Origin of the sequence: Pelagibacterium montanilacus, assembly GCF_003992665.1 — a bacterium.
Lineage (GTDB): Bacteria > Pseudomonadota > Alphaproteobacteria > Rhizobiales > Devosiaceae > Pelagibacterium > Pelagibacterium montanilacus.
In genome coordinates this window covers 176,580-200,086 of sequence record NZ_RZMX01000025.1, presented here as the reverse complement: position 1 = coordinate 200,086, position 23,507 = coordinate 176,580, and the positions used below count along the sequence as shown (strand labels likewise).

At 59.7% G+C, this 23,507-nt stretch carries 23 protein-coding genes and 1 tRNA gene; 19 read left to right on the top strand and 5 right to left on the bottom strand.

Annotated features, from left to right (window positions below):
• The first annotated feature begins 2 nt into the window (after nt 1–2).
• Complete coding sequence (locus tag EO136_RS09915) at nt 3–233, top strand: hypothetical protein (RefSeq protein WP_127144276.1); 231 nt, start codon at nt 3–5, stop codon at nt 231–233.
• A 60-nt stretch (nt 234–293) separates the two neighbouring features.
• Here the strand turns inward: EO136_RS09915 and EO136_RS09910 are convergent, their stop codons facing one another.
• Entirely contained in the window at nt 294–509 is a 216-nt protein-coding gene (locus EO136_RS09910) for a hypothetical protein (protein WP_127144275.1), read from the bottom strand.
• A gap of 289 nt (nt 510–798) precedes the next feature.
• Between EO136_RS09910 and EO136_RS09905 the strand changes: the two genes are divergently transcribed.
• The gene (locus tag EO136_RS09905; RefSeq protein WP_127144274.1) at nt 799–1,239 is read left to right on the top strand and encodes a hypothetical protein; all 441 of its coding nucleotides are present in this window, start codon (nt 799–801) and stop codon (nt 1,237–1,239) included.
• A gap of 147 nt (nt 1,240–1,386) precedes the next feature.
• Nucleotides 1,387–1,608 (top strand): hypothetical protein, encoded by a 222-nt coding sequence (locus EO136_RS09900; protein WP_127144273.1) that lies wholly within the window; start codon nt 1,387–1,389, stop codon nt 1,606–1,608.
• A 639-nt stretch (nt 1,609–2,247) separates the two neighbouring features.
• Here EO136_RS09900 and EO136_RS09895 read toward each other — a convergent pair.
• On the bottom strand, nt 2,248–2,802 hold the full coding sequence (locus tag EO136_RS09895) for a hypothetical protein (RefSeq protein WP_127144272.1): 555 nt from the start codon (nt 2,800–2,802) through the stop codon (nt 2,248–2,250).
• 360 nt (nt 2,803–3,162) lie between these two features.
• Here EO136_RS09895 and EO136_RS09885 point away from each other — a divergent pair, with 360 nt between their 5' ends.
• The 5 genes from EO136_RS09885 (at nt 3,163) to EO136_RS09865 (ending at nt 9,140) form a co-directional block, all read left to right on the top strand.
• Nucleotides 3,163–4,200, top strand: coding sequence for a hypothetical protein (locus EO136_RS09885; RefSeq protein ID WP_164730521.1), 1,038 nt, complete (start codon nt 3,163–3,165; stop codon nt 4,198–4,200).
• Complete coding sequence (locus EO136_RS09880) at nt 4,197–4,808, top strand: GTP pyrophosphokinase (protein ID WP_127144270.1); 612 nt, start codon at nt 4,197–4,199, stop codon at nt 4,806–4,808. The genes EO136_RS09885 and EO136_RS09880 overlap by 4 nt, the downstream gene beginning before the upstream one ends.
• 343 nt (nt 4,809–5,151) lie before the next feature.
• A complete protein-coding gene (locus EO136_RS09875; protein ID WP_127144269.1) occupies nt 5,152–5,703 on the top strand; it encodes a recombinase family protein in 552 nt (183 codons plus the stop codon).
• 250 nt (nt 5,704–5,953) lie between these two features.
• Nucleotides 5,954–6,745, top strand: a complete 792-nt coding sequence (locus EO136_RS09870) for a DNA adenine methylase (protein ID WP_127144268.1) — start codon at nt 5,954–5,956, stop codon at nt 6,743–6,745.
• Nucleotides 6,746–6,785: 40 nt separating this feature from the next.
• Entirely contained in the window at nt 6,786–9,140 is a 2,355-nt protein-coding gene (locus EO136_RS09865; protein ID WP_127144267.1) for a DGQHR domain-containing protein, read from the top strand.
• Nucleotides 9,141–9,438: 298 nt separating this feature from the next.
• Here the strand turns inward: EO136_RS09865 and EO136_RS09860 are convergent, their stop codons facing one another.
• Nucleotides 9,439–10,755 (bottom strand): hypothetical protein, encoded by a 1,317-nt coding sequence (locus EO136_RS09860; protein ID WP_127144266.1) that lies wholly within the window; start codon nt 10,753–10,755, stop codon nt 9,439–9,441.
• Nucleotides 10,756–10,874: 119 nt separating this feature from the next.
• Between EO136_RS09860 and EO136_RS09855 the strand changes: the two genes are divergently transcribed.
• The 3 genes from EO136_RS09855 (at nt 10,875) to EO136_RS09845 (ending at nt 14,740) form a co-directional block, all read left to right on the top strand.
• The gene (locus tag EO136_RS09855) at nt 10,875–11,174 is read left to right on the top strand and encodes a hypothetical protein (RefSeq protein ID WP_127144265.1); all 300 of its coding nucleotides are present in this window, start codon (nt 10,875–10,877) and stop codon (nt 11,172–11,174) included.
• A gap of 99 nt (nt 11,175–11,273) precedes the next feature.
• A complete protein-coding gene (locus EO136_RS09850; protein ID WP_127144264.1) occupies nt 11,274–13,004 on the top strand; it encodes a hypothetical protein in 1,731 nt (576 codons plus the stop codon).
• The gene (locus EO136_RS09845) at nt 13,001–14,740 is read left to right on the top strand and encodes a hypothetical protein (protein ID WP_127144263.1); all 1,740 of its coding nucleotides are present in this window, start codon (nt 13,001–13,003) and stop codon (nt 14,738–14,740) included. Before EO136_RS09850 ends, EO136_RS09845 begins: the two co-directional genes overlap by 4 nt.
• A gap of 250 nt (nt 14,741–14,990) precedes the next feature.
• Here the strand turns inward: EO136_RS09845 and EO136_RS09840 are convergent, their stop codons facing one another.
• Nucleotides 14,991–15,440 (bottom strand): GNAT family N-acetyltransferase, encoded by a 450-nt coding sequence (locus tag EO136_RS09840; protein ID WP_342773410.1) that lies wholly within the window; start codon nt 15,438–15,440, stop codon nt 14,991–14,993.
• A 382-nt stretch (nt 15,441–15,822) separates the two neighbouring features.
• A tRNA-Ser gene (locus tag EO136_RS09835) sits at nt 15,823–15,912 on the bottom strand.
• Between the two features lie 104 nt (nt 15,913–16,016).
• Between EO136_RS09835 and EO136_RS09830 the strand changes: the two genes are divergently transcribed.
• The 8 genes from EO136_RS09830 (at nt 16,017) to EO136_RS18835 (ending at nt 23,295) form a co-directional block, all read left to right on the top strand.
• Nucleotides 16,017–16,469 (top strand): gamma-glutamylcyclotransferase family protein, encoded by a 453-nt coding sequence (locus tag EO136_RS09830; RefSeq protein ID WP_164730520.1) that lies wholly within the window; start codon nt 16,017–16,019, stop codon nt 16,467–16,469.
• Nucleotides 16,470–17,106: 637 nt separating this feature from the next.
• Entirely contained in the window at nt 17,107–17,787 is a 681-nt protein-coding gene (locus EO136_RS09825; RefSeq protein WP_127144294.1) for a 50S ribosomal protein L21, read from the top strand.
• Between the two features lie 41 nt (nt 17,788–17,828).
• Nucleotides 17,829–18,095: a 50S ribosomal protein L27 gene (rpmA, locus tag EO136_RS09820; RefSeq protein WP_127144261.1), complete on the top strand. Its 267-nt coding sequence runs from the start codon at nt 17,829–17,831 to the stop codon at nt 18,093–18,095.
• 229 nt (nt 18,096–18,324) lie between these two features.
• Nucleotides 18,325–18,894 carry a GNAT family N-acetyltransferase gene (locus EO136_RS09815; protein ID WP_127144260.1) on the top strand — a complete coding sequence of 190 codons (570 nt, stop codon included), beginning with the start codon at nt 18,325–18,327 and terminating at the stop codon, nt 18,892–18,894.
• 211 nt (nt 18,895–19,105) lie between these two features.
• Nucleotides 19,106–20,179 carry a GTPase ObgE gene (gene obgE, locus EO136_RS09810; protein WP_127144259.1) on the top strand — a complete coding sequence of 358 codons (1,074 nt, stop codon included), beginning with the start codon at nt 19,106–19,108 and terminating at the stop codon, nt 20,177–20,179.
• Nucleotides 20,179–21,312: a glutamate 5-kinase gene (proB, locus tag EO136_RS09805; protein ID WP_127144258.1), complete on the top strand. Its 1,134-nt coding sequence runs from the start codon at nt 20,179–20,181 to the stop codon at nt 21,310–21,312. Before obgE ends, proB begins: the two co-directional genes overlap by 1 nt.
• 58 nt (nt 21,313–21,370) lie before the next feature.
• Nucleotides 21,371–22,657, top strand: a complete 1,287-nt coding sequence (locus EO136_RS18840) for a glutamate-5-semialdehyde dehydrogenase (RefSeq protein ID WP_127144257.1) — start codon at nt 21,371–21,373, stop codon at nt 22,655–22,657.
• A complete protein-coding gene (locus EO136_RS18835; protein ID WP_281280377.1) occupies nt 22,654–23,295 on the top strand; it encodes a nicotinate-nucleotide adenylyltransferase in 642 nt (213 codons plus the stop codon). Before EO136_RS18840 ends, EO136_RS18835 begins: the two co-directional genes overlap by 4 nt.
• Nucleotides 23,296–23,507: the final 212 nt, after the last annotated feature.

Here is a 23,507-nt window from a genome sequence, read left to right as displayed (position 1 = left end):
AGATGGGCCAGACGAGACCGGAACCGACCGAGGTGCGCTTCACGATCGAGCTTGCTGGCCGCGACGATGTATGGCCGGAGCTGACGGCCGAGGAGGCGCGCGCCATGCTGGCCCTGGGCTTTCGCTTCTCGATCTTTGATGAGTCGGCCGGCGAGTTTCGGATCTCGATCCCCTATGCCGTGCTGCGTAGCTTCGAGAGGGACGTTCTGACGTTCATCCAGGATGTGGGGTAGGGGCCAGACCTCGGCCAGGACGCGCTGCGCACCTCCTGTGCCCGGCACTGCGCAGCAGCGTCAATTCAAGCACTTTGGCCTGTAGTCCTCGAGGAGCAGGAGCCCATACGCGCCGTCGTCCAGTTCGACCGAGCAGGCAACGGCATCTTCAGAGTCCAGGGTTGCGCGTCCCGACGCATCGTAAAGCGCGGTGATGGCGCGGAAGCTCCCGTCGCCAAGCGTAACCAGGCCGGACGCGGGGTCCGCCGCTTCGATGGTGAGTGAGATTGCAGCCATGAGGCCAGAGCCTTTCGTTCGGCCCTCGATTTATCATGAGAAATAGACGCGCCCCATACGCAAGACTACTTAGCTCAAACGTGAAGTGGTGGCTTCATTCGAGAAAGTCGGGCCTCGGGCGAGAACTTTTCTCATCGTGGAATTCACTTATTCGTGATTGAATGCTTTCAATTGCAGGCATTTTCCCGATTTGACCTTGTGGTCAACCTTTACGGCATTTCCCTAACATTCTAGGCTTTGTGACAACGCGAGTAGTGCTATGGGGGCAGATTCGCGATTGGGGGAAAGCATGCCAAAGACGGGTTCAACCTCTGCAGCCATCCATAATTTATCGACCGAAAGTTCCGGGCGGGGACAGGCTGAACAACGGTCTGCTCAATTTCTCGAGTACGACTTCTGTTTCTGCAACGCGCTGGCCAGGCTGTTGGTGCTCGAAGGCTACTCCACGCGCCAGTGCTTCCGGCCTAGGCGCTTCTGGTACGAGTTCGCCGAGCAACCGGCCGACGTGGTGATCATCAACCTTTCCCACGAAGAGACCGTTCGTGCGCTGGCGTTCCGCATCTCAATGCAGTTCCCCGAGACGCTGACGATTGGCCTGCTGGATGCAGACGATCGAACCACCTTTGACGGGATCCATTCGACGGTCAGAAATCTGCGCGTTCTGCGTAAGCCGGTCGACGCGAGCATGATCCTCGACGTCATCGAAGCGGCCAGTCACGCGCACGCCTGACGGGGCGTGTTGCGGTCCTTTGTATACATTTGGAGGGGATGAAAAGGCGGGCGGAATATGTAACTAGCACATCGTGCCTATTGCGTATCCTGGCGGGGAGAGCGGCATAGGCCTGATGGCGGGGTGCTAGGAGGAAAGCTAGGGCAGATGGCAAAAGACGGCAATCGGCGGGAGGGCATCGGCCACATCGGCGATGCACCTCTTGAAGGCATGTCTCAGGAAGATCGCGTCACCCGCGTCAAGCTGATGACCGATGAGCAGTTGCTGGACAATTTCAACACCCTCAACCACCCCGACCTCATCGACACGCTCTGGCTCCCGTTGGTTGAAGCCGAGATGTGGGAGCGCGGGCTGGTCAAGAAGAACTAGGCCTTCAGAGAAGTTGGGCAGCTCCCGCCGCTCGCGCATGCCGGACGGCTGAATTAGGGCCGGTAGCGGTCAGGCAGCTATTGGCAAACGCATTATGGAAATGCATTCATTGCGTGGAGAGATCCGCCAGTGGCTCATCTGGGCCGGAAGGGGACTGGCGGCTCGGAACGAAACGCCGTCGGTGTCGGTCTAACCACCTTCGGCGTTAGGGACTTAGATTTTTCCCCTGTACCTTATGGGCGAGCATTCGTTCCTGGTCTGAAGCGCCTGTTCTTTGCAATCAGTGGTCGCGGGTTCAACCCCTGCTGCCGGCACCATCGACTGCCTTGCAAGCTATGGTTTGTCTTCCATTGTGGGATTTCCATATCGGCCTGCACCAGGGCGACAGCGCACTGGGGCGACAGGCAGAGAATCAATGATCGCATGCCGCAACCGCCTGTGGACAAATTGAATGTTGATCTGTGTCAGCGACCTGGCAATATTTTTCACGGGCACTGCCCGCGAGATCGCCTTTTGCTGTCGGCATGATCCACTGAATCCATACTGGCCAACACACCGGCAGGCCCTCGTCGAATCCGGGGTATCGGCGCACCGGCAGTGGGAGAATTAGGGGTCGCTTCGGCAGCCCCTTTTGCTTGGTTAGAGCTCGAAGCCCTTGAACATCGCGTTGATGTCCTCCGGTTCTGGCAAGGCGTGTTTTGTCCCGCCTCTAGCCTTGTAGTCGGCATTGATCGAGATGATGCCGTCCCGCATGAACGTCAGCGCTTTACTGCACAGCGCCAGAAAATCGACCGCGGGCATCTCTTGGATGCTTGAGTTATCGACTGTGACCTTGGCACTACGGAACGGGTGCTCGGTGTCGTTCCAATGATCAATTTCCCACCAGGTGAAGTACTCGCACTGAATAGCGCCCTGATGGGTGGCCACATTGCGAGCGCTACCGAAGAAACCTTTGACCGTCGCTTCGTTGGCTTTCCACCAGTCTTCGACCGCTCCCTTCAGCTCAAGATCACCGCCATTTTTCAGACGGATCTTGATCTCTTCATTGATCGAGTAGAAGGCATTGAACATGCCGATCGCGTGGTACCAAAGACCTCCGGGGTGATGAACGGAGTCCTTGGCCTGATTGGTCATCCCTACCGCATACTCGGCCTTGGCTAAAACTTCGACCAGCTTATTAACTTGCTTGCTCATGGGTACTCCTTTGGCTGGGCATTAGCACGTCCATAGGATGACGCTCCATCGATCTATTCGAGATCTGGCACATCCCCTAACTGCCAGGGTACTTCCGGTTCTCCGAATTCCCCCTCGTCCGGTCGTGCTGGCCTCTTCCATGCGATGACGCCGGCGTACCCCTTCGACATCAGCTTGGCCCCCTGAATCGCGCTGTGCTCGCTTAGCATCTGCTGAGTTTCGCAGGCGGGCCTCAGCTCGCCGTCCTCGCCTCTCTCGAACGCCGCTAGGACGATCAGGGTCGTGCTCTTTTGTACCGGTGCCTGGCCTGTATTTCGCTCGGACTTCGCAAATTTCGTGACTCTGCTAAACAGATCTCTGTTGACCAGCTGGGAGGGCGATGTGCCGATCGAAAGCATTCACACGTATTTGATCTACCCGAACAAAGGGGTCGCTGAGCCGGCAGCCGTCGTCGGTAGTTTGGTGCCTCACGAAGGCGACATGTTCGCACTTATGAAGAGCGTCTATGAAAAGGCCGACACGGAGTGCAACATCGGTATTGCTTTCAATAAGGGGAATGACGGCGCGCAAGCCAATGCGCGGCGTGACATGCTGACCGCCTATGCCGCCTCGCCAGGCGTGGACCTTGGGCGCTCGCTTGCAGAGCAGCTAGGCTTGGTCACAACTAGGCGCTCCGGCTTGGGCCTGCTCTTCCTGATCAAGGGCAAGGAAGGTAACGACCACAAGGTGGTTCTCTCTCGTTTTCGCGCCAACAATGGCGTGGTAGTGAACGAGGGCGCCGATATGCTGACGGTCGAGTTCATTGACCGCGTCTTCATGAAGAACGCTAACTCGTATAAGGCAGTCGTCTACAAGCACCAGTCTTTCCAAGGCGGCTTTTGGAGCGGAATGGCTGTCGATAAGCAGATCAACAGCCAAGACTTGGAATCATCAGATTACTGGGTGAAGGACTTCCTGCTGTCCGACTTCATGACCAGCCCAGCCTTTGGCACTCGGCGCCTCGCGATAGCGCTTAAAAAGGCAATCAAGGCAACCGACGATTTGGAAACCAAACGCCAAATCACCGCTGCCGCCACTCTGGCGAGCGGTCTTGGTAAAGAGACGATGAGCGTTGAGGAATTCTGCAATCGCTTCGGCTTTGCCGAGGATGCCAAGGCTGCAGTCGTCAAGCAGCTCGATCGCGCCGATCTCGCGAACGACAACTTTCAGTTCGATACCGAGGAATTCACCAAGCAGCTGCCCTACCGAACCGTTGAGCTCGATAACGGCGCTATGCTCACCGCTGACGCAGCTTCTTTCGACAAGGTGTTTGAGCACAAGCCTGTAAACGGCGGCGAGAAGACGGAGTTCAGCACCGTTGGCGCCGTGGTGAGCGAGAAGCTGGAGAAGGGTAGATGACTGTCGAAGCCGACTATCGCGCTCGATACGACACCACGCTGTTCCCGATCGCCGAAAAACTTGAGGCACTTCTTCAAGATCTTTTTTGGGGTCAGCCCAGGATCGATCGCATCTCGACAAGGCCCAAGTCTGTTGATCGGTTTGTTGGCAAAGCCAGTGCACTCACGAACGAAGGCAAGCAGAAATACGACGACCCGCTGCACCAGATTCAGGATCAGATCGGAGCGCGGATCATCACGTTCTACAAGGACGACGTCCACCGGATTTCGGACGAAGTGCAGCGTTATTTCCACGCCATCGAATCTAAGGACATGCTTCCAGAAAACGAGTGGGAGTTTGGCTATTTCGGCAATCATCATGTCTTGATGCTTCAGCAGGATCTCATCGATCCCGCCTTTGATCTGAAGCTCGTCCCGTTCTGTTTCGAGCTTCAGATCAAAACGCTGTTTCAGCACGCCTGGTCAGAGGCCAACCACGATCTGGGATACAAGCCAGGCCAGCAGCCCCTCGAAAGCGATGAGCTGCGCCAGCTAGCTTTTACGTCAGCTCAAGCGTGGGGTGCCGACCGGGTGTTCAACGACCTGTTCTTGAAAAGAAAGAGCCAGTGACCCGACAATGAAAGAGGCTCAGCACCAGAACTTGTCGCCGTTGGGCCAAGATCGAGCAAGCCCTTCGCTGATAAGGATGTCGTCAACGTCCCGGCCAGAAAACCACCCAAAAACGACAGAGATCGACCGCTACTGGAATGGCAGTTAACGGGAAACCGAAAACGCTGCCGCAATGGTATTTTGAGGGCGCATAGCGGACGCCCTAAGCGTCGCCGAGCAATAGCAGTCACATTGGGGTATACCCTCGGGTGACGTAACTCCGCCCAGGCGCAGGGCGTAACATCTGGGTTGACGGCGACTATTTGTGACAGGCTAGCCTTGGGCCTAAACCCTGAGGTTACACATGGCCCGTATCGGTTACGCCCGCGTCAGCACGATTGATCAGGATCTCGAAGTCCAAACCACACGGCTCAAGGCCGAAGGCTGCGACATCGTCCGGTCGGAGAAGGTGTCCGGCGCTTCAAGAACCGGCCGAGCTGAACTGGCGACCATCATCGAGTTCCTGCGCCCTGACGACGAGCTGATGGTGACCAGGCTGGATCGGTTGGGCCGCGATACGCGTGATGTCCTCAATCTCATATACGACGTCGAGCAGAAGGGTGCATTCGTCACCATCCTCGATCCGCACATCTCAACACGTGGAGAGATGGGTCACGTGGTCATCACCGTGTTGGGGATGGTTGCGCAGATGGAGCGCCGGTTCATCAAGGAGCGTCAGCGCGAAGGAATTGAGCGCGCGAAGCGGAGCGGCAGGTACAAGGGCGGCAAGCGCCGCATTGACCGAGACCGCGTTCTCGCTCTCCGGGACCAAGGCCTCACGCCCACCGCCATCGCCCAGGAAGTAGGATGCTCGCGCATGCAGATATATCGGATAGTCGGGCCCTCGAGTTCGTGACGCTCTGCTCAACCTTTGGGCCTGCCATTGTGTCAGCTATGCGCGCCCATTGTTGCCGTCAGGCGAACCGCAAATGAAAACTGCAATCAGATTCAGCCAATTGCTGGGGCGGCTTCAAAGAGGCCCTTCTGACTGTGTGAGGCAGTATTTGTTAAAAGGATCATATTGTCTATTCCACCGGTTGCCACATGCAGAGCCTGCCAGCTAAGACATTAAAAGGCGCTTGGATCAGAGACGGGAGAACATTGGTTTGAAGCCATTCATCAAGTGGGCCGGCGGCAAGCGATGGCTTCTGAACGATCCGAGTTTCGGCCTTCCCAAATTCTCCGGACGATATATTGAACCGTTCTTGGGCGGTGGCGCGATATTCTTTCATCTAGCACCACCAGACGCGATTTTGTCCGACGTCAATGAACGGTTGATCGCTACCTACCGATCCATTCGCGACGAATGGCGCTTGGTGCAATCGACCCTTGCCGAATTTCAAGAGAGGCACTCGAAAGAGTTCTATTATGAGGAGAGAGGTCGGCAGCATTCGAGCCCGCATCTCCGCGCAGCGCAATTTCTTTATCTGAACCGAACCTGCTTCAATGGCCTCTACCGCGAGAATCTCAAGGGGCAGTTCAACGTTCCCTTGGGAACAAAGACTCAGGTTACGCTTCTCGACGATGATTTCGAGAAGGCCAGCGAGATGCTGTCTCGCGCCGATCTGCGGGCCGGCGACTTTGAACCTGCAGTTGCCGAGGCGATGGAGGGCGATCTGGTATTCTTGGACCCTCCCTATACGACAGCTCATAACTGTAATGGCTTCGTCAAGTATAATCAGAAGATCTTCACCTGGGATGATCAGAAAAGACTGATGGAAGCCGTTTGTAGCGCAAAACAGCGGGGTGCTCAGGTCGTCCTGACAAACGCAGACCATGAGAGCATTCACGAGCTTTACGGTAAACTTGGTGCGCCTACAGTAGTTTCTCGTCCGTCGGTCATATCGGGTTCAGTGAATTCGAGGCGCGCAACTACCGAAGCGTTGTTCGTTTTCTGACTTCTCAAGGTCTGGGTGGATTTTTTTTGGGGGGCGTGTCGTGTCATTTATCGATCCTGCCGAGGCGGTCGCGCTTCGTAACAAAATCAGTAGTGATAAGTCGCAGCTCGGCAAGATCTATGTTGCCAAATCTTCCAAGTTCCATTCTCGCAATGTCGAACACAACCTGGTCGAAGGTTTGCTCGAGGAGGGCTGGGAAGAATATGGCGCGCCTCTCAAGACCAAGACGCGGCTCCGCAAACCGAAGAGCCACCATGTTCAGTTCGAGGATGATGTTTGGTGCCAGCTTTATCGTCTTGGTTATCGTACGCTTAATATCGACGAGAATTTCTGCCTGCCCTTCGGTCAGGAGTCGTCGGACAAGAAGCAGATCGACATTGTCGCGATCGACAACGACACCGTGTTGCTCGTCGAATGTAAATCCAGCGAAGTGTCGGCGAGAGCGCCTTCATATAAGACCGAATTTGAGGCACTTCGATTACGTCTCGATGGATATCGAAAGGCAGTTGATCAGACATTCGGCCCGGGCCGCAGGATAAAATACATATTCGCGACGAGAAATATTCGGCTAAGCCGGGATTCTGCCGATATACAGAGGCTCGTTGAATCTGGTGGATTTTATTACAACGACAACACGTTCGAATACCTCGAAAGTCTCCTTAAAACTTATCGGGATGCCGCTCATTATCAGTTCCTGGGACTGATAATGAAGGGTCAAGCCATCAACAAGGAGAAGATCGAAGTCCCAGCTATCGAAGGCACGATGGGTAACAAGACATATTACATGTTCTCGCTGGAGCCACAAACGCTGTTGAAGATCGGGTTCGTCCTCCACCGCACCCGGGCGAATGAAGCGGAGATGCCAACCTATCAACGTCTCCTTATGCCGTCGCGGCTCAAGGGGATCACCAAGTTCATAGACGGCGGAGGGTACTTTCCCAATTCGGCCATTCTGAACTTCAACGAGCGCGACGCGAAGCTCGAATTCCAAGGTCAGTCGCGATCGAAGCATTCAGCGTCCCGGACAGGCGTGCTTAAGATTCCGAACGCGTTCGCGATCGCCTATATCATCGACGGCCAGCACCGCGTCTATGGGTACGCAAACTCAAAATTCAAGGCAAGCAACACGATCCCGGTCGTGGCCTTCAAGAACCTCGATCCAGGCGATCAGCTCGAACTCTTCATGCAGATCAACGAAAATCAGAAGGCGGTAAGCCCTACCCTTAGGATCACCTTGGAGGAAGATCTGTACTGGAATGCCAGTCGTCTGGATTCCCGGCTTAAGGCGCTTCGCTCTTCTGTGATCCGCGCATTGGGCGGCGATCCGTCAGGTCCGCTTTACAACAAGATTTCTCTCGGTGAAGACCGGGCTGCGCTCCAGGCAAAGCCGTTCGCGGACGCCTTGCTCAAGTGTAAGTTGCTGCCGGAAGCTAGGGGCAACAAGTTCGTGGAAGGAACCACCGCTTCATCATTGTATGATACCAAAAATGTAGAGCATGGGGACGAGATGAAGAAAGCGCGCGACCGCGCTGTCAGCTTCATCAACGCCTGCTACGAACTCGCGGAAGAGTCCTTTGGGAAGGATCAGGAGGTGCTAAATACCTATGTTCTTTCGAACAGGGGTAGCTTTGCGTTCATATCTCTTATTGGCGATCTCCACGCGTTCGAAGCCTCTCAAGGCTCGTTTTCAATAAAGTCGAACACCGATCAGCGGATGCAAGCCATTGAAAAGTACCTCCTTGTACTTTTCAAGACGTTGAAATCGATGACGCCGGAAGACGCGGAGATTCTGACGGGGAAATTGGGCAGTGGCGCGGAAACCACATGGCTGAGGTTCTTCCAGGGATACATCCATGGTGAGTTTGCTGATTACAATCCGCCTGAGCTCCAGGACTGGAAGGAGCGGCAGGACAAGGCTCTCCAGAATGAGGGAAGAGAACTTGGCACTCAGATCGAACGACACATGAAGCGTTTCATCATTGACCAATTGAAGGCGCTGTTCGGTGAGAACTGGGATATCGAGATTGGCGCGATCCAGCGTGAATGCGATACGCGCGCTAAAGAGCAGATGGAGAAGAACTACAAGGAGGGACTGGGACGTCAGGAGATCCCTTGGACGGATCAGTTTTTCATCAAAGACTACAAGACAATTATCGAGAAGTACTGGACGAGAAAGCCAGACAACAACCCCAATGCGGAATCGTTTGAACAGCACTTCTCGATGGATGTGGGGCATGGATTCAACAGCAAGACGGACAAGTTAAAATGGATCTCGCTCTTCAGTACGTTACGGAATAATTGGGCGCATGAGGGGACGAAGGAGAAAGGGCTGAACAGAAACGATGTCGAACTTTTGTCGAATATTCACAACAATCTTGGTTTGAACCACCCCTGACATGTCGAAGTAGACAATTGGCTTCTACTCAGCCGGGAATGTCCTTGCGGAGTTCGCGATCTCGCCCGAGGGGCGGAAAATCGCTCTAAGGGCTCGTTCGATCTATCGAGGACCCCGACCGTCGCGCAACTAGCAGTCTGGTCACGGGTCGAAACCGTTATCTTTTAACTGGCGATGTCAACCTGGTTCGCCATCTAGCCAGAAGCGGTAATTTCGGAATCGGCCCCATATGCGCTGGAGCAAGCTCAACAAGAACTCGATTGAATGCTATAACTTAGATGTTGTCGGGGGCGTATTCTCACTTCAGCCGATTTTTGGCGCGACGCAGTTCTTCCTTGGTGAACAATTGCCTCCATGGATCCCGCTGCACTATCGACTCGATGGCGAGATCAAGCCTTCCCATAAGCGCGAGCCGGTTGAAGCCATCGGAGGGCGGAGAGACGAGCAGCCGACGGGCTGTGTTAATGGCGCCGTGCTCTTGCATCATCTGCAGCATGCCGGTCGGCTTGTATCCCAGGCGCTCACATTGCCGGTATGTGTCCATCAACTCCGCGGCGAATGCCGTTTCGCTGGGGAGACTTGGCGCGGGGGTGATCGTGGTCGTCTCGATTTCCAATAGGTCAGCAAGCTCCGTTGATTTCGAGCGGAGCCACTCGATGAGGTCGCGTATGACCAGCAAACCCCGCTCGACCGCCTCACGCTCATCAAGGAACGGCCGCATCGGATCAATGGCAGGGGTCCGGACCCTTATAGCGACCGACTTCCCGGCCTCCTCTACCAAATAAGGAGTGCCCTCGAACAGACCACTCGATCGCAACCTTGGCAGACGGTCTTCGATTCCGCGGAACAAGACGTTCGCGTACTTCCAGCCGGTTCCGGCGCCGAACTCGTGTCGCAAGGTCGGCGACGGCAGCCCGTCAATCACGAGCCCCTCAAAAATACGGGTGATTGCCTTGGGGCCGTCGGATGAGGGCCGAACAGTTAGCTCCGGCAATATCTCGGACGCGAGCGCAGCGTAGGCTTCGGCAAAATCCCGCTTCTCAGGGATCGTGGTTCCGATCCACGCCGTCGACGCACGTTTCCCGCACAGCGCTTCGAGGAGCTGGATCCGTGCTTTCAGGCGGAGCGAAATCTCTGCGTTTTCAGACCTGCCGACGCGCTCATCGAGGAAGTCAATGATGTGCTCGATCGCCACCTCGCCGTCGAAAGAACCATCGTGTGTGAGGGTTGCCAGCCTGGCGACCGGCGCGACGAGGAGCGCACTGGCCGCTTTTCTCCCGAGGCGCTCGCGCAAAGCCGCCAGTTCCGCAGCATAGGCCTGCGCTTGCCCGGCCTGGAAATTGGCCGTGACCTTGCTTTCGATCAGGACGCAGGCAATGAGCTTCTGATCATCGTCAAACCAGCCGATCCGCACGTCGGTCTGGCGACGATCCTTCTCGCGTGGCGGCGATTTCTGCAGCAGCACATTCTGGTTCATCGGCGCTGAGAAGGAGTTCCCAACCTTCGACACCATCCATGTAAGAAAGGCCGGGGACGCGGAGAGCTCCTCAACCAGAAAGTTGTCGAGATCGCGCTCCCTGACCCGATCGCGAAAGAGGTCGTCCGCTTGGCTCATTTTGGTGTTGGCATGCCGGGAACTTCCAAAACCTGCTCCTCCTGCAGAAGCGCTTCGGCAAATGCATCTCAGGATCTGAGTTATGGGGCAAGGGGTCAAAGCGGGTTAACGTATCAGAAATGGCGGCCATCGCCGATTACATCCTGAACCGTCAGACCACAGACGGCCCCGATTGCGCCGTTGCTGCGGTGACGAAATCCCGGATGTCCGACATGGGGGTGGTTTCCTGCCTGACTGCTTTTGGGCGGCGGCATAAGGAAATCGGCCATTCAGGTGCCCGCAGCACCTCGACAACAATGAACTCCTATTTCCGCCACACGGCCATCGTCAGCGAGACTGCAGAACGTCGCGATTTTAGTTTTCATCGCGGTCCTTCCATGTCGTCATCCGGAAGCGGATATGTCCAACAGCCTCGCTGACTGAGGCGGCGAAATAGACTTCAGGCGCGCGCACCAACTTCATCGACTCTGCGAATCTTGTAAACTCTTTCGGGAACAATGGATTCAATGGGTAGATCGATGGCGACCGAAGGGACACCGATAGACGAGATGGAATTGGCTACGCAGCTTCGGACGCGCGGCTTGGTTCGTACCGTTGCAGATCGGGGGTATCGGCGTCTGAATGATAACCATTCTGCGCTGGTCGAGGCGTTGGCGACCATAATGAACGCCACTGACGCGCCATCGATTGACCTCCATATCAAAGAAGCGCTGGCGGAGCTGGAGGGGCCACACTTCTTTCTCGTCCAGCACGTTCTGTGCGATCTCATACCCCTTCTAAACGTAGATCAGGGCGTCCTGCTCGCGTTCGTCTTGCGCTTGGTCGATAAAGGCGGCAGCGATCTGGCTGCCGGTGCCCCTAGTGAAGCTTTTGGGGAATGGACGAAGAAGGATCCAACAAGGCCTTCGAAGGTCTACGAAGCTGCACGTACAGGCGAAAAACTCGCTCTGCGTCAACTGTTCACCGTTCTTCGAATGAACGCTGATGCTGAGCAAGCCCTCATGTTCGCGCGAGCTGACGAACGGGAGCCGAAGCTTGCAGCCATCTCGGCTTTGGGTGCCATAGAGTTGGGTGAACGCTACAGTGAGGTCCTCGACACGCTGCTCCAAGGAGCGGCCAGCGAAGATGAAGACACCGCGCTCCGGTCTCTCGAATCTGGCTACCGCGCTGCTGCACAGCGAAAAGCATCCGCCCCAGCCGGTTTCGACGAAGAACTCGAACGGGCCCTTCAGACGCGGCGTCCTTTCGCGATTCACATGGCAGCGAACCTTCTGTGGCTTCACCAAGAGGGCCTCACAGAGGACGCCATAGACCTGTGCCTCGATGCCCTTGCCGACGTTGACCCAGATAACACTGGCACGATCTCGCACATTGACCATGCTACATACCAGCTCGTAGCCGCCGGGCGCGCTGAGGATGTAGTGCGCCTACTTGGTGAGATGTTCGATCGTTCAAAGGGCCGGATTACGTTCGACGCGTTCCAGAGCACTTACCATGCGCTGAAGCTAGCAGACGCTGACGGGCTGGGTAAAGCGGTTGTGTACTGGCTGCTCAACGGGGGTACGCACACTCGTAGTTGCGTGGCTAGCCAAATCTGCGGCATTGGGATCGATGATCCTCCATTCTCGATCCCTACGGCGTCTCTTCCGCCGGCCCCCTCGGACCAACTTTTCCTCTGCCGCAAGGCAGTCGGATGGTTCTTCATCGATCCGCTGACCGCGGTTGCCATACCGCTAGCGGTACTCCGCGGTGGATCTCCGGAAATCGCGAATGACGTCCTCGATCTGATCTACGATCCCCTCCTTCTGAGCTATGGCGGTAAGCTGAAGAAGTACCTTGAGCGCTACTTCGCAGAAGGCGAAGCGATCGGCTCGGGCATTTCTGAACTTCTCGCACGCAAGACCGCACTTCAGGATGCGATGGAGGGCATTGAACGCTTGGTCGAACTGCGGCCCAGCGAAAGTCATCGCGAGGCGGAGCGTGTGAGGTGGAACGAGGAGATGGAACGAGGTTTGGAGCAGGGGCGACGGAAATCCGTCTTGGACGATCTCGTCACAAAACAGTACATCCTGTACGGTCGCTCATCACTGACGCCGATCACTACCGGTGAGGGCACCACCCACCTGACCGAGACAAAGATGAAATCGTTCTCGATCTCATCGGAAATACCCCTCCTCAACATCGTGGACCCGGTCGGCCTTGACCATATGCTCTTACGCCTCAAACTAGAGCAGCGAGGACAGCGATGAAACTTGTTGTTACGCACTATTTGCGCTCGCTGCGCGAACGCGACGAACTTGACGCTATTTTGCCCGATCTTCTGGCTGAAAGTGGGTTCGAAGTTCTAACCCGTCCGCGGCGCGGCACCCGGCAAGCCGGTGTCGACGTCGCTGCAATCGGCCCCGATCCTGATCGGGATGGCGCTCGAAGCCTTTTCCTGTTCACGATAAAATCGGGTGATTTGACGCGAGAGCATTGGGATACTGGTCAGCAGGCTGTGCGGCCGTCGCTTAACGAGGTTCTTGATGATTATATCCCGAACCGCATCCCACCCCACCTGATGGATCTGCCCGTCGTCATTTGTGTCTGCATGGGCGGCGAGATGCGCGAGGACATTCGCGCCCAGTGGAGCGGCTTCTGCCGGTCGAACGAAAAAGCCAACGTTCACTTCGCCGAGTGGAACGGCAATCGCCTCGCGGACCAGATACTCAGCGGCATGCTACGTGCAGAGTTGGTTGAGAGCGAGAACCGGGGGGTGTTTCAGAAGGCGCTAGCGATGCTTGACCAACCCGACGTAGCTTATCGGCATTTCGGACTTTTGCTCAATGCCATCTTCACTGAGCCCAAGAACCAGACGGAGCGCACACGCCAGTTGCGCAAGGCCTATCTGTGCCTTTGGATACTCTTTGTATGGGCTCGCGACGCCGATAACCTTGAGGCAGCGTATCAAGCATCTGAGCTAGTGCTGCTACGCAGCTGGCAGCACTGCGATAGTGGCCGTCTGCGCAAGGGTCCGACGCAACAGGAGAGGCTGGCTCATCTCAACCAGGTCTTGAATCTTCACTTCATTATCGCTCGCCTGCTTCTCGTCGAGAAGATTGGGCCGTTCGCCGACCAGCGCTACGCGCTTTCAATGGCCGTAAATTCACGGAATGCAGTCGATATCAACATTGCGTTGTTCGAAACGCTGGGCAGGCTGTCTCTCCACGGACTATGGTTGGACGCCATCAGTGACGGGCACGACGAGGCATTCGCGCAGGCGATGGGTGAAGGCGCAGATAAGGTACTCAACATAGCGATCGGGATGCTGAACGCTAACCCGGCGCTTGCCGTCCCTGTTCGTGATGACTTTGCGATCGAACTGGCTCTGTTCATGCGTCTCGCAGATGTGCGCGGACGTCTTTCGAACGTCGCCGACTACATCCGTGCCATGTCCGATCACCTGTGCAACGGACTGAGGATGCGGCAGCACTATCCGACGCCGGCGACAGACTATCGAGACGTTCTCGCCCATCCCCGAGACCGCAGCGACGCATACTTCGAAGAGCATACGCGCGCGGGAATTCTTTACACCTTTGTTCTCGCTTGGCTTGCGATGATCGGAGACCAGGAACGCGCAGAGCGTTTGCGAAGCGCGTTGCTGAATCACGCTCCGCACATGACCCACCAAATTTGGATTCCGGACGATCGAACGGATGAAGTTTTCTGGGATGGCGATCGAGATCACGGGTTATCGGTACCTGGTCTGCCACTTAATGAGTCGCTCGAAGCCGTCTTTGATCTCCTTAATCGCGTAATGAGCGAGCATCCTCTGCATGAGCGAGTAAGCGCTGTTCGACTTCGGCTGACCCCAATCCTCCTCACGGCCTGCCGCCACTATCGCATGCCTGTGCCACCGCACGTTTGGCAAGGCCAAGATCGTTCTGCACCGGACAGTGACGTCTCGGATCAAGCAGTATCAGATCCAGAGGCGCAGCACTCTTGAGGATAGATAGGCGCTTGATAAGAACACGCTCCGAAACGGTCTACCTCTCATTGGCAGATCCAAGTCGAGTGGCCTAGAAGCGGCTCTACCCAGCCCATTATAGGAATCGAACGAACGACAAGTTTCGGGCGACAACGCCGGTATACCGAAGAGCCGCAAAGGGGTCGTAAGCAGAGGCTTAGCTTGCGGCTTGGCAAAGGACCAAAGTCGGTCGGGCGGTGAGAAAGCCGCTCGACAAACTTCTAGCCGATCAGGCGCAGGCGCGCATTTTCGAAAGCGTTGCCATCATCATCGTTCGGACGGCGTGACAGCTCTTGGAATCCGAGCCCAATGTAGAAAGCCACTGCCTGCCGGTTTTCGGTGTAGACCTCAAGCTCCGGCTCCCCTTTGCGGTTAAGAGAAGAGCGTGAGAGATAAGCAGACGTCCGATGCCAAGCCCTTGCCGATCTGGAGAAACAAAAATTCCCCCGATGAAAGTGTCGAGCAGGCTGATGAACCCCGAGGGTTGTTCGCCCAGGCATGCCACCCACGTCTCGGCGTTAGGCAGATATTGATCTTCAATGAGCGTTCGCTGCTCATGCAAGCGATTTTCCCCGATAAAATGGTGGGCCAGTAGCGAGGCATCGAGCCAGATGCGCGACAGCTTTTTCAGATCTGTTTCCGGCGCATAGGACCGGACTACAACGTCATGGTTCTTCATGAGAACTCCGAAGAATAAATATGCAAAGAGGTCCGGCGACCATGCCATGGTGCCGGGTGAAACCGCCATGTATGGTCAGGATTGCAAGCCTCTGCGCATAAATCTTCTTCTGCTGTTGTCGGCTTCTAGGACGCTACTGAAAGTTGGTCAATGACAGCAACGGCGGCGATTACGGAATGTCCGCTTTCCGCTAACCTCGCCAAAGCCGGTCGGTCCGCAAGCGGCTCCATCCCGGTCCTCTTGCAGGGATGGGAGCACAGCAGCCGGCCAATGGGGAACAGCACGAGCTCGATACAGCCGACTCGTTATGTGGGGTAAAGTGTGGGACTTGCTGCGCGTCGGTCGATAAAATTCAACAAAATCAACGCGATGCACGGGCAAGTGGCGGAGAGGGAGGGATTCGAACCCTCGGAACGCTTGCGCGCTCAACGGTTTTCGAGACCGCCCCGTTCGACCACTCCGGCACCTCTCCGTATCGCAGTAGGTGGTCTTGAGGTGGGCGCCTTATGGCACAGGGGGATGGGCTCTCGCAACACCTGTTTGAGGGCTCGGGATCATACTGTTAGGATGGGGTTTATGAGCCCTGCTGAACCCCTGCCTCTTCTGGTCTATGGCACGCTGCGCGAAGATGGGGTGCGCGGGGCGGTGATCGGGCGGGATGTGGGGGTAAACCCCTGTGTTTTCACGGGTTTTCGTGTCGTCTATTATCCGGGGGCGACCTATCCGGGGCTGGTGGTGGCGCCGGGGGCGGTGGCCGAGGGGCTGTTGGTGATGGGGCTCGACGCCTTCGATCTCGTGGTGCTCGATCTTTATGAAGGCCCGGGATATCGCCGTGAAATCATAGGGTTGGAGCCAGAATACGGGGGCTCGGCGCAGGTCTATATGCCGACGCCGCCGATCGGGCCCGAGGCTGCGGACTGGACGTTCGCGCACTGGTCGGCGCACCACAGGAGCGAAAAATTCAGGGCCGAAGCGCGGTGGGCGCGCGAGACGGCGCGGGCGCGCTGGCAGGGCCAGATCACGCCGTGATCTGCAGCCAAGAGGCGTCTGATCGGGCTTGCGCGCGGCGATATGGCGTTGATCGGCGTGGTGATCGGGCCCGGGCGGGCGGGTAAAAGCGGGCAAAAGTGGCGGAAATCCGGGGATGGGCTGCGGTTCGCGGGGATAAGTGACGCGGCGTAAGGGGCACGTCGGTCTCGTGCGGGCGCGCGACGGCCGGTGGAGTGTCCAAGTATAGCGCGTGTGCGGGCGGGGTGGAGAGAGAAGGCCCGGCTGCTGGCGATGGTGGGGACAGAGAGGCTGCTGGCCCCGGGTCAGGCCCGGGGCAGCGAGGGAGAGGCGGGGCGATGGTGGGCCGCCCCCAGACCCGGAAAAGACCCGGGTGAGACGGGCGGGAGGGCCCGGGGCTTTTGACCGGACCCTTGACGCAACCCTTGACTCTTGGGCCATTTGACCCGATAAGCGCCTCCGAGTTGCGCATGGGCCCTGCCTGTGCGCATTTGAGCATTTGTAAAATGCGCTGCCACAGGCTGCCCGCCGCGTCGCCCCGGTTACCCGGAAAGACGACGGCACACCAGAAAAGTCCGCGGGTCAAGAACTGGGCCATGCCGCGGCGCCGAGGGTGCGCGAAGAACAGGGAACCGGGCCAAAACCCCGGCGAATGGATATGTTTGCAGTCATCAAGACCGGTGGCAAGCAGTACAAGGTTGCTGCCAACGATCTGGTCAGGATCGAAAAGATCGCCGGCGATGCCGGTGATGCGATCACCTTCGAGAACGTGCTGATGGTCGGCAATGAGGGCGATTTCTCGCTCGGCGCGCCGCTCGTTGCGGGCGCGAGCGTTGCCGGCGAAGTCGTCGAGCAGTTCCGCGACAAAAAGGTGATCGTCTTCAAAAAGAAGCGTCGCCAGGGCTATCGCCGCAAGAACGGCCACCGTCAGGAACTGACGCTGGTGCGCATCACCGAAATCCTGACCGACGGCGCCAAGCCCTCGGGCAAGAAGGCTGCGCCCAAAAAGGCTGCCAAGACGGAAGCTGCAAAGACCGAGGCCCCCAAGGCCGACAAGGCTGATGCCGCTCCCAAGGCCGACAAGGCCGCCGATGCAGCCCCTGCCGCCGACTTCAAGGACGACGTCAAGCTGATCGGCGGCGTCGGACCGGCGCTGGAAAAGAAGCTTGCGGGTCTCGGGGTCACCAGCCTGACCCAGATCGCCGAGTGGACCGCAGAGGACATCGCGCGCATCGACGAGGAGCTAAGCTTCAAGGGCCGGATCGAGCGCGACGACTGGATCGGTCAGGCCAAGGATCTGATCGCCGGCAAGCCCCCGCGCGCCAAGGCAGACCAGTAATTCGGGCTTCGCCCCAGGATTTGTGAGAGGATCGAAGAACCATGGCACATAAAAAAGCAGGCGGCTCGTCCCGCAACGGTCGCGATACAGCCGGTCGGCGCCTCGGCGTCAAGAAGTTCGGCGGCGAAGCCGTCGTGGCCGGAAACATCATCGTGCGTCAGCGCGGCACCAAGTGGTATCCCGGCTCCAATGTGGGCCTGGGCAAGGACCACACCATCTTCGCGCTCGTGGATGGCAAGGTGACGTTCCAGACCAAGTCGGGCGGCAAGAGCTTCGTCTCGGTCGCACCACTCGAGGCTGCCGAATAGGCCGGCCCGAGATCTGCCGGCGGACTTTTCCCCGGCGGTTCTAACCGATAGTCTCAAAGGGGAGCCCGGACCGGCTCCCCTTTTTGCATTGAGCGATGTCATCGATGATGTTCAGCACGACCAGCACCGCGCTGCCCGACCGGATCGAACCCGACCGGCCGGTGCTGCGCGCGCCGATAGCTATCGGTTGTGGGACCGGCGCCCGGCGCGAAGGCGAGAGGCGGGGCTGATGGTGGGCCAGCCGGAAATCCGCACCCAGCGGCTGGTGCTGCGGCGCCCGCGACTGCGCGATGCGCCGCGGATCGCCTCGCTTTTGAACAATTACGAGGTGACCAAGAATCTGGCGCGGGTGCCCTATCCCTACACCATGAACATGGCGCTCGACTGGCTGTTGCGCCAGAAGCGGGAATGGAGCCCGGAGGCGGTGACCTTTGCGATCTGCGAAAAGCGGGCGGGGCTGATCGGGTTCTGCGGCACCCACAGGGAAGGCCAGTTCGCCGAGATCGGGTACTGGCTGGGCCAGCCCTATTGGGGGCAGGGCTATATGAGCGAGGCGGTGCGGGCGACGATCGCCTGGTATTTCGCCAGTTCGGGGTCCAACCGGCTGATCTCGGGGGTGTTTCATTTCAATGGCGCCTCGCTCGCCATCCAGAACAAGCTCGGGTTCGTGACGACGGGGATCGGCACCCGCATCTGCCTTGCCCAGCACGCCGAGATCGAGCATATCGAGACCGAAGTGACGCGCGGGGCGTTTTTTGCAGCCATCGCGGCGCAGGACGGCCAGACACCGGCGCCATAACAAGACGCTTCCCCGCGACAGGGAGAGCGAAACGAGTTTTTATCCAACCCCGGGCCGTGCCGGATCGGCCCGGCCCCGGGGCAAGACGCTGAGAGCATATCCTGTTGCGATTGAATCAGAACAGGAACTCCAAGTTTTTGATTTTTCGCGCTTGCGAACCGGAAAAGTGTTTCCACTTTTCCTCGAAGCGCTCCAAGAGGCGGACAGGGTTATGAAATTTCTCGACCAGGCCAAGGTCTATGTCCGTGCCGGCAATGGCGGAGCGGGCGCCATCGCGTTCCGGCGCGAGAAGTTCGTGGAGTTCGGCGGCCCCAATGGCGGCAATGGCGGCCGGGGCGGGGACGTGGTGATCGAGTGCGTGGACGGGCTCAACACCCTGATCGACTATCGCTACCAGCAGCATTTCAAGGCCGGCACCGGCCAGCACGGCATGGGGTCCAACCGCACCGGTGCGGATGGGGACGACGCGGTGCTCAAGGTGCCGGTGGGCACCCAGGTGTTCGAGGACGACAACGAGACCCTGATTGCCGATTTCACGCAAGTGGGCCAACGCCACGTGCTGTTGCGCGGGGGCAATGGCGGGTTCGGCAACGCCCATTTCAAATCCTCGACCAACCAGGCGCCGCGCCGGGCCAATCCCGGGCTCGAGGGCGAGGAGAAATGGCTCTGGCTGCGGCTGAAACTGATCGCCGATGCGGGGCTCGTGGGCCTGCCCAATGCCGGCAAATCGACCTTTCTTTCGGCGGTTTCCGCCGCGCGGCCCAAGATCGCCGATTATCCCTTCACCACGCTCCACCCCGGGCTGGGCGTGGTCAAGGTGTCGGGGCGCGACTTCGTTCTGGCCGACATTCCCGGGCTGATCGAGGGCGCATCCGAGGGCGCGGGGCTGGGCGACCGGTTCTTAGGACATGTGGAGCGCTGCGCGGTGCTGGTCCATCTGGTCGATGGCACCCAGGAGGATGTCGCGGGCGCCTATCGCACGGTGCGCGGGGAGCTGGACGCCTATGGCGGCGGGCTCGCGGGCAAGGAAGAGATCGTGGCGCTCAACAAGGCCGACGCGCTCGATGAGGACACGCGGGCCGAGCGGGTTGCCGCGCTGGCGGCGGCTTCGGGCGGCGAGGTGCTGACCATTTCGGGCGCCAGCGGGGAGAATGTGGACACGGTGCTCTATGGCATCATCGCCGCGCTCGACCATGACCGGGAAAACCAGGCACGGTCCTCGGGCGCCGAGCGCCCCGCAACCACGCCCGATGCGCCCGGCAAATCCGAGGGCTGGACCCCCTGATGCTGGCGCAACCCGTGAGCACCAACGCGCTGGCCGGCTATCGCCGGCTGACGGTCAAGATCGGATCGGCCCTCCTGGTCGACCAGGAGAGCGGCACGCTGCGCGATGAGTGGCTGGCTGCGCTGGCCAAGGACATCGCGGCGCTCAAGGCGCGCGGGGTCGATGTGGTGATCGTCTCCTCGGGCGCCATCGCGCTCGGGCGGCGGCTCCTCGGGCTCAAGGGCGTGTCGCTGCCGCTGGAAAAGAGCCAGGCGGCGGCGAGTGCGGGCCAGATCGCGCTCAGCCAGGCCTGGGCCAGCCATCTGGGCGCCCACGGGCTGGTGACCGGGCAGATCCTTCTGACCCCCAACATCACCGAAGAGCGGCGCTATTTCCTCAATGCGCGCACGACGATCGCGACGCTACTGGGGCTGGGGGCGATCCCGATCATCAACGAGAACGATTCGGTGGCCACCAGCGAAATCCGCTATGGGGACAATGACCGGCTCTCCGCGCGGGTGGCCACGATGATCGAAGCCGATGCCCTGATCCTGCTCTCGGATATCGACGGGCTCTATACCGCGCCCCCGGCCCGGGACCCGGACGCGCGCCATGTGGGGCTGGTCGAGGAGATCACCCCGGCGATCGAGGCGATGGCGGGCGGGGCGGCCAGCCATCTTTCACGCGGGGGCATGACCACCAAGATCGAGGCGGGCAAGATCGCCACCAAGGCGGGCACCGCGATGCTGATCGCCAAGGGCACGGGCGCGCATCCGATCGCAGCGCTGGAGACGGGCGCGCGCCATACGCTGTTCGCCCCGGCGCAGGGGACGACGGCGGCGCGCAAGCGCTGGATCCTGGGCACGCTCGAGATCGAGGGGCGCATGGTGATCGATGCGGGGGCCGCCAGGGCGCTTCTGGAGGGCCGCTCGCTGCTGCCCATCGGGGTGACCGAGGTCTCCGGGCGTTTCGAGCGGGGCGATCCGGTGGCGATCCTCGGGCCGGACGGGCGCGAGATCGCGCGCGGGCTGGCCGGGCTCGACCGGGCGGCGGCCGATCTGGTCAAAGGCAAGAAAAGCGATGCGGTGCGGGCGCTTCTGGGCGCGGACACGCGCACCGAAATGGTGCACCGGGACAATCTGGTGCTGGTCTAGAGCGTTGAGTTGATGGCGCGCCTCCAAACAGAGAGGCGGGCAATGGGAGACCCGGGTGATGAGTGCAATAAAGAGCGAGGCGGGGACCGATGTCGTCGCGGTGATGGCCGAGATGGGCAGGGCGGCGCGGGCCGCCTCCCATCGGCTGGCGACGGCAACGACGGCGGAGAAAACCAAGGCGCTGCTGGCGGCGGCCGATGCGATCGTGGCGCGGACGGGCGAAATCCTCGATGCCAATCGCAAGGACGTCGCGGCGGCCAAGGAGGCCGGCATGACCGGGGCGTTCCTCGACCGGCTGACGCTGGACGAAGGGCGGCTGGCTTCGGTCGCGGGCGCGCTGCGCGAGGTGGCGGGCCTGCCCGATCCGGTGGGCACGGTGATGGCCGAATGGAGCCGGCCCAACGGGCTTTCGATCTCGCGGGTGCGCACGCCCTTGGGGGTGATCGGGGTGATTTTCGAATCCCGGCCCAATGTGACCGCCGATGCGGGCGCGCTGTGCCTTATGGCGGGCAATGCGGTGATCCTGCGGGGCGGTTCGGATTCGTACCATTCGGCGCGGGCGATCCATGGGTGTCTGGTCGAGGGATTGAGGGCAGCGGGGTTGCCCGAAGCGGCGATCGGAATCGTGCCCACGACCGACCGGGCGGCGGTGGGCGAAATGCTCAAGGGCCTGGGCGGGGCGATCGACGTCATCGTGCCGCGCGGGGGCAAGGGGCTGGTGGGCCGGGTCCAGGAGGAGGCGCGGGTGCCGGTCTTTGCCCATCTCGAGGGGCTGGTCCACATCTATATCGACAAAAGCGCCGATCTGGAGATGGCGGTGGAGCTGGTGGCCAACGCCAAGATGCGGCGCACCGGGATCTGCGGGGCGGCCGAAACGCTGCTGGTCGACGCCGCGGCGGTCGGCACCCATCTGGGGCCGATCCTCGATGCGCTGGCGGCCAAGGGCTGCGCGATCCGCGGGGACGCGGCGGTTCAGGCGGCATGGCCCGGCGCCGAGCCGGCGACGGAGGCGGACTGGGAGACCGAATATCTCGACGCGGTGATCGCGGTGCGGGTGGTCTCGGGGGCCGAGGAGGCGATCGCCCATATCGGGCGGTATTCCTCGCACCACACCGAAGCGGTGATCGCCGAGGATGCCGAGGTCGTCGCCGCGTTCTTTTCCCAGATCGATTCCGCGATATTGATGCACAACGCCTCGACCCAGTTCGCCGATGGCGGGGAGTTCGGGTTCGGCGGGGAGATCGGGATCGCCACGGGCAAGATGCATGCGCGCGGGCCCGTGGGGGTCGAGCAGCTCACCAGCTTCAAATATCTGGTGCGTGGGTCCGGGCAGACCCGGCCTTGAGCGCATCGTTCGGCCCGGAGCGCGATATCTTCGCGCTGCCGCCCTCGGCGCCCGGCATGCGGATCGGGCTCTTCGGGGGCAGTTTCAATCCGCCCCATGAGGGGCATGCGCTCGTCAGCCGCGAGAGCCTCAAGCGGCTGGGGCTCGACGCGGTGTGGTGGCTGGTCACCCCGGGCAATCCGCTCAAGGACCATTCCGAGCTGGCCCCGCTCGCCGAGCGGGTCGGGGCGGCGCGGGCGCTGGTCGCCCATCCGAGGGTGCACGTCACCGGCTATGAGGCGGGGCGGGGGTTCGCCTACACCTATGATACGCTCGCCCATCTGCGCACGGTTTTGCCCGGGCGGCGGCTGGTGTGGATGATGGGGGCCGACAGCCTCGCCAATTTCCACCGCTGGGAGCGCTGGGAGGACATCTTCACCCTGATGCCGATCGCGGTCTATGTGCGGCCCGGATCGACGCGCCGGGCGACGTTCGCGCGCGCGGCGCTCCGGTTTGCCGACAGCCGGCTCGCCGAGGCCGATGCACGGCTGCTGCCCACATCACCGGCTCCGGCCTGGGTGCTGGTGCACGGGATGATGAGCTCGCTTTCGTCCACCGCGATCCGGCAGGGGCAGGTAGGAGCGGCACGGCAGGGCTGACCGTTTTCTCCCGGGCAGACAGGGCGGTCATGTTCCCGACACGGGCTCATGATCGATTGGCTGGCGCCGGTGCTTGGCAAACGGGCGCGGCGCACGCATATTGAGACCATGGAACGGGCCCGGCGGTCGGCCCGTTCGCAAGACGCGATCCGGCAAGTGGCCGGCAACAAGACGACCGCGAACCGAAAAGGACAATAGCCCGATTTGATGAC

What these genes read in the sequence shown, in the direction of transcription:
- EO136_RS09915 (WP_127144276.1), top strand. Translation starts at nt 3, where the DNA reads ATGGGCCAGACGAGACCGGAACCGACCGAGGTGCGCTTCACGATCGAG.
- EO136_RS09910 (WP_127144275.1), bottom strand. Translation starts at nt 509, where the DNA reads ATGGCTGCAATCTCACTCACCATCGAAGCGGCGGACCCCGCGTCCGGC.
- EO136_RS09905 (WP_127144274.1), top strand. Translation starts at nt 799, where the DNA reads ATGCCAAAGACGGGTTCAACCTCTGCAGCCATCCATAATTTATCGACC.
- EO136_RS09900 (WP_127144273.1), top strand. Translation starts at nt 1,387, where the DNA reads ATGGCAAAAGACGGCAATCGGCGGGAGGGCATCGGCCACATCGGCGAT.
- EO136_RS09895 (WP_127144272.1), bottom strand. Translation starts at nt 2,802, where the DNA reads ATGAGCAAGCAAGTTAATAAGCTGGTCGAAGTTTTAGCCAAGGCCGAG.
- EO136_RS09880 (WP_127144270.1), top strand. Translation starts at nt 4,197, where the DNA reads ATGACTGTCGAAGCCGACTATCGCGCTCGATACGACACCACGCTGTTC.
- EO136_RS09875 (WP_127144269.1), top strand. Translation starts at nt 5,152, where the DNA reads ATGGCCCGTATCGGTTACGCCCGCGTCAGCACGATTGATCAGGATCTC.
- EO136_RS09860 (WP_127144266.1), bottom strand. Translation starts at nt 10,755, where the DNA reads ATGAGCCAAGCGGACGACCTCTTTCGCGATCGGGTCAGGGAGCGCGAT.
- EO136_RS09855 (WP_127144265.1), top strand. Translation starts at nt 10,875, where the DNA reads ATGGCGGCCATCGCCGATTACATCCTGAACCGTCAGACCACAGACGGC.
- EO136_RS09850 (WP_127144264.1), top strand. Translation starts at nt 11,274, where the DNA reads ATGGCGACCGAAGGGACACCGATAGACGAGATGGAATTGGCTACGCAG.
- EO136_RS09845 (WP_127144263.1), top strand. Translation starts at nt 13,001, where the DNA reads ATGAAACTTGTTGTTACGCACTATTTGCGCTCGCTGCGCGAACGCGAC.
- EO136_RS09840 (WP_342773410.1), bottom strand. Translation starts at nt 15,440, where the DNA reads ATGAAGAACCATGACGTTGTAGTCCGGTCCTATGCGCCGGAAACAGAT.
- EO136_RS09830 (WP_164730520.1), top strand. Translation starts at nt 16,017, where the DNA reads ATGAGCCCTGCTGAACCCCTGCCTCTTCTGGTCTATGGCACGCTGCGC.
- EO136_RS09825 (WP_127144294.1), top strand. Translation starts at nt 17,107, where the DNA reads ATGTTTGCAGTCATCAAGACCGGTGGCAAGCAGTACAAGGTTGCTGCC.
- rpmA (WP_127144261.1), top strand. Translation starts at nt 17,829, where the DNA reads ATGGCACATAAAAAAGCAGGCGGCTCGTCCCGCAACGGTCGCGATACA.
- EO136_RS09815 (WP_127144260.1), top strand. Translation starts at nt 18,325, where the DNA reads ATGGTGGGCCAGCCGGAAATCCGCACCCAGCGGCTGGTGCTGCGGCGC.
- obgE (WP_127144259.1), top strand. Translation starts at nt 19,106, where the DNA reads ATGAAATTTCTCGACCAGGCCAAGGTCTATGTCCGTGCCGGCAATGGC.
- proB (WP_127144258.1), top strand. Translation starts at nt 20,179, where the DNA reads ATGCTGGCGCAACCCGTGAGCACCAACGCGCTGGCCGGCTATCGCCGG.
- EO136_RS18840 (WP_127144257.1), top strand. Translation starts at nt 21,371, where the DNA reads ATGAGTGCAATAAAGAGCGAGGCGGGGACCGATGTCGTCGCGGTGATG.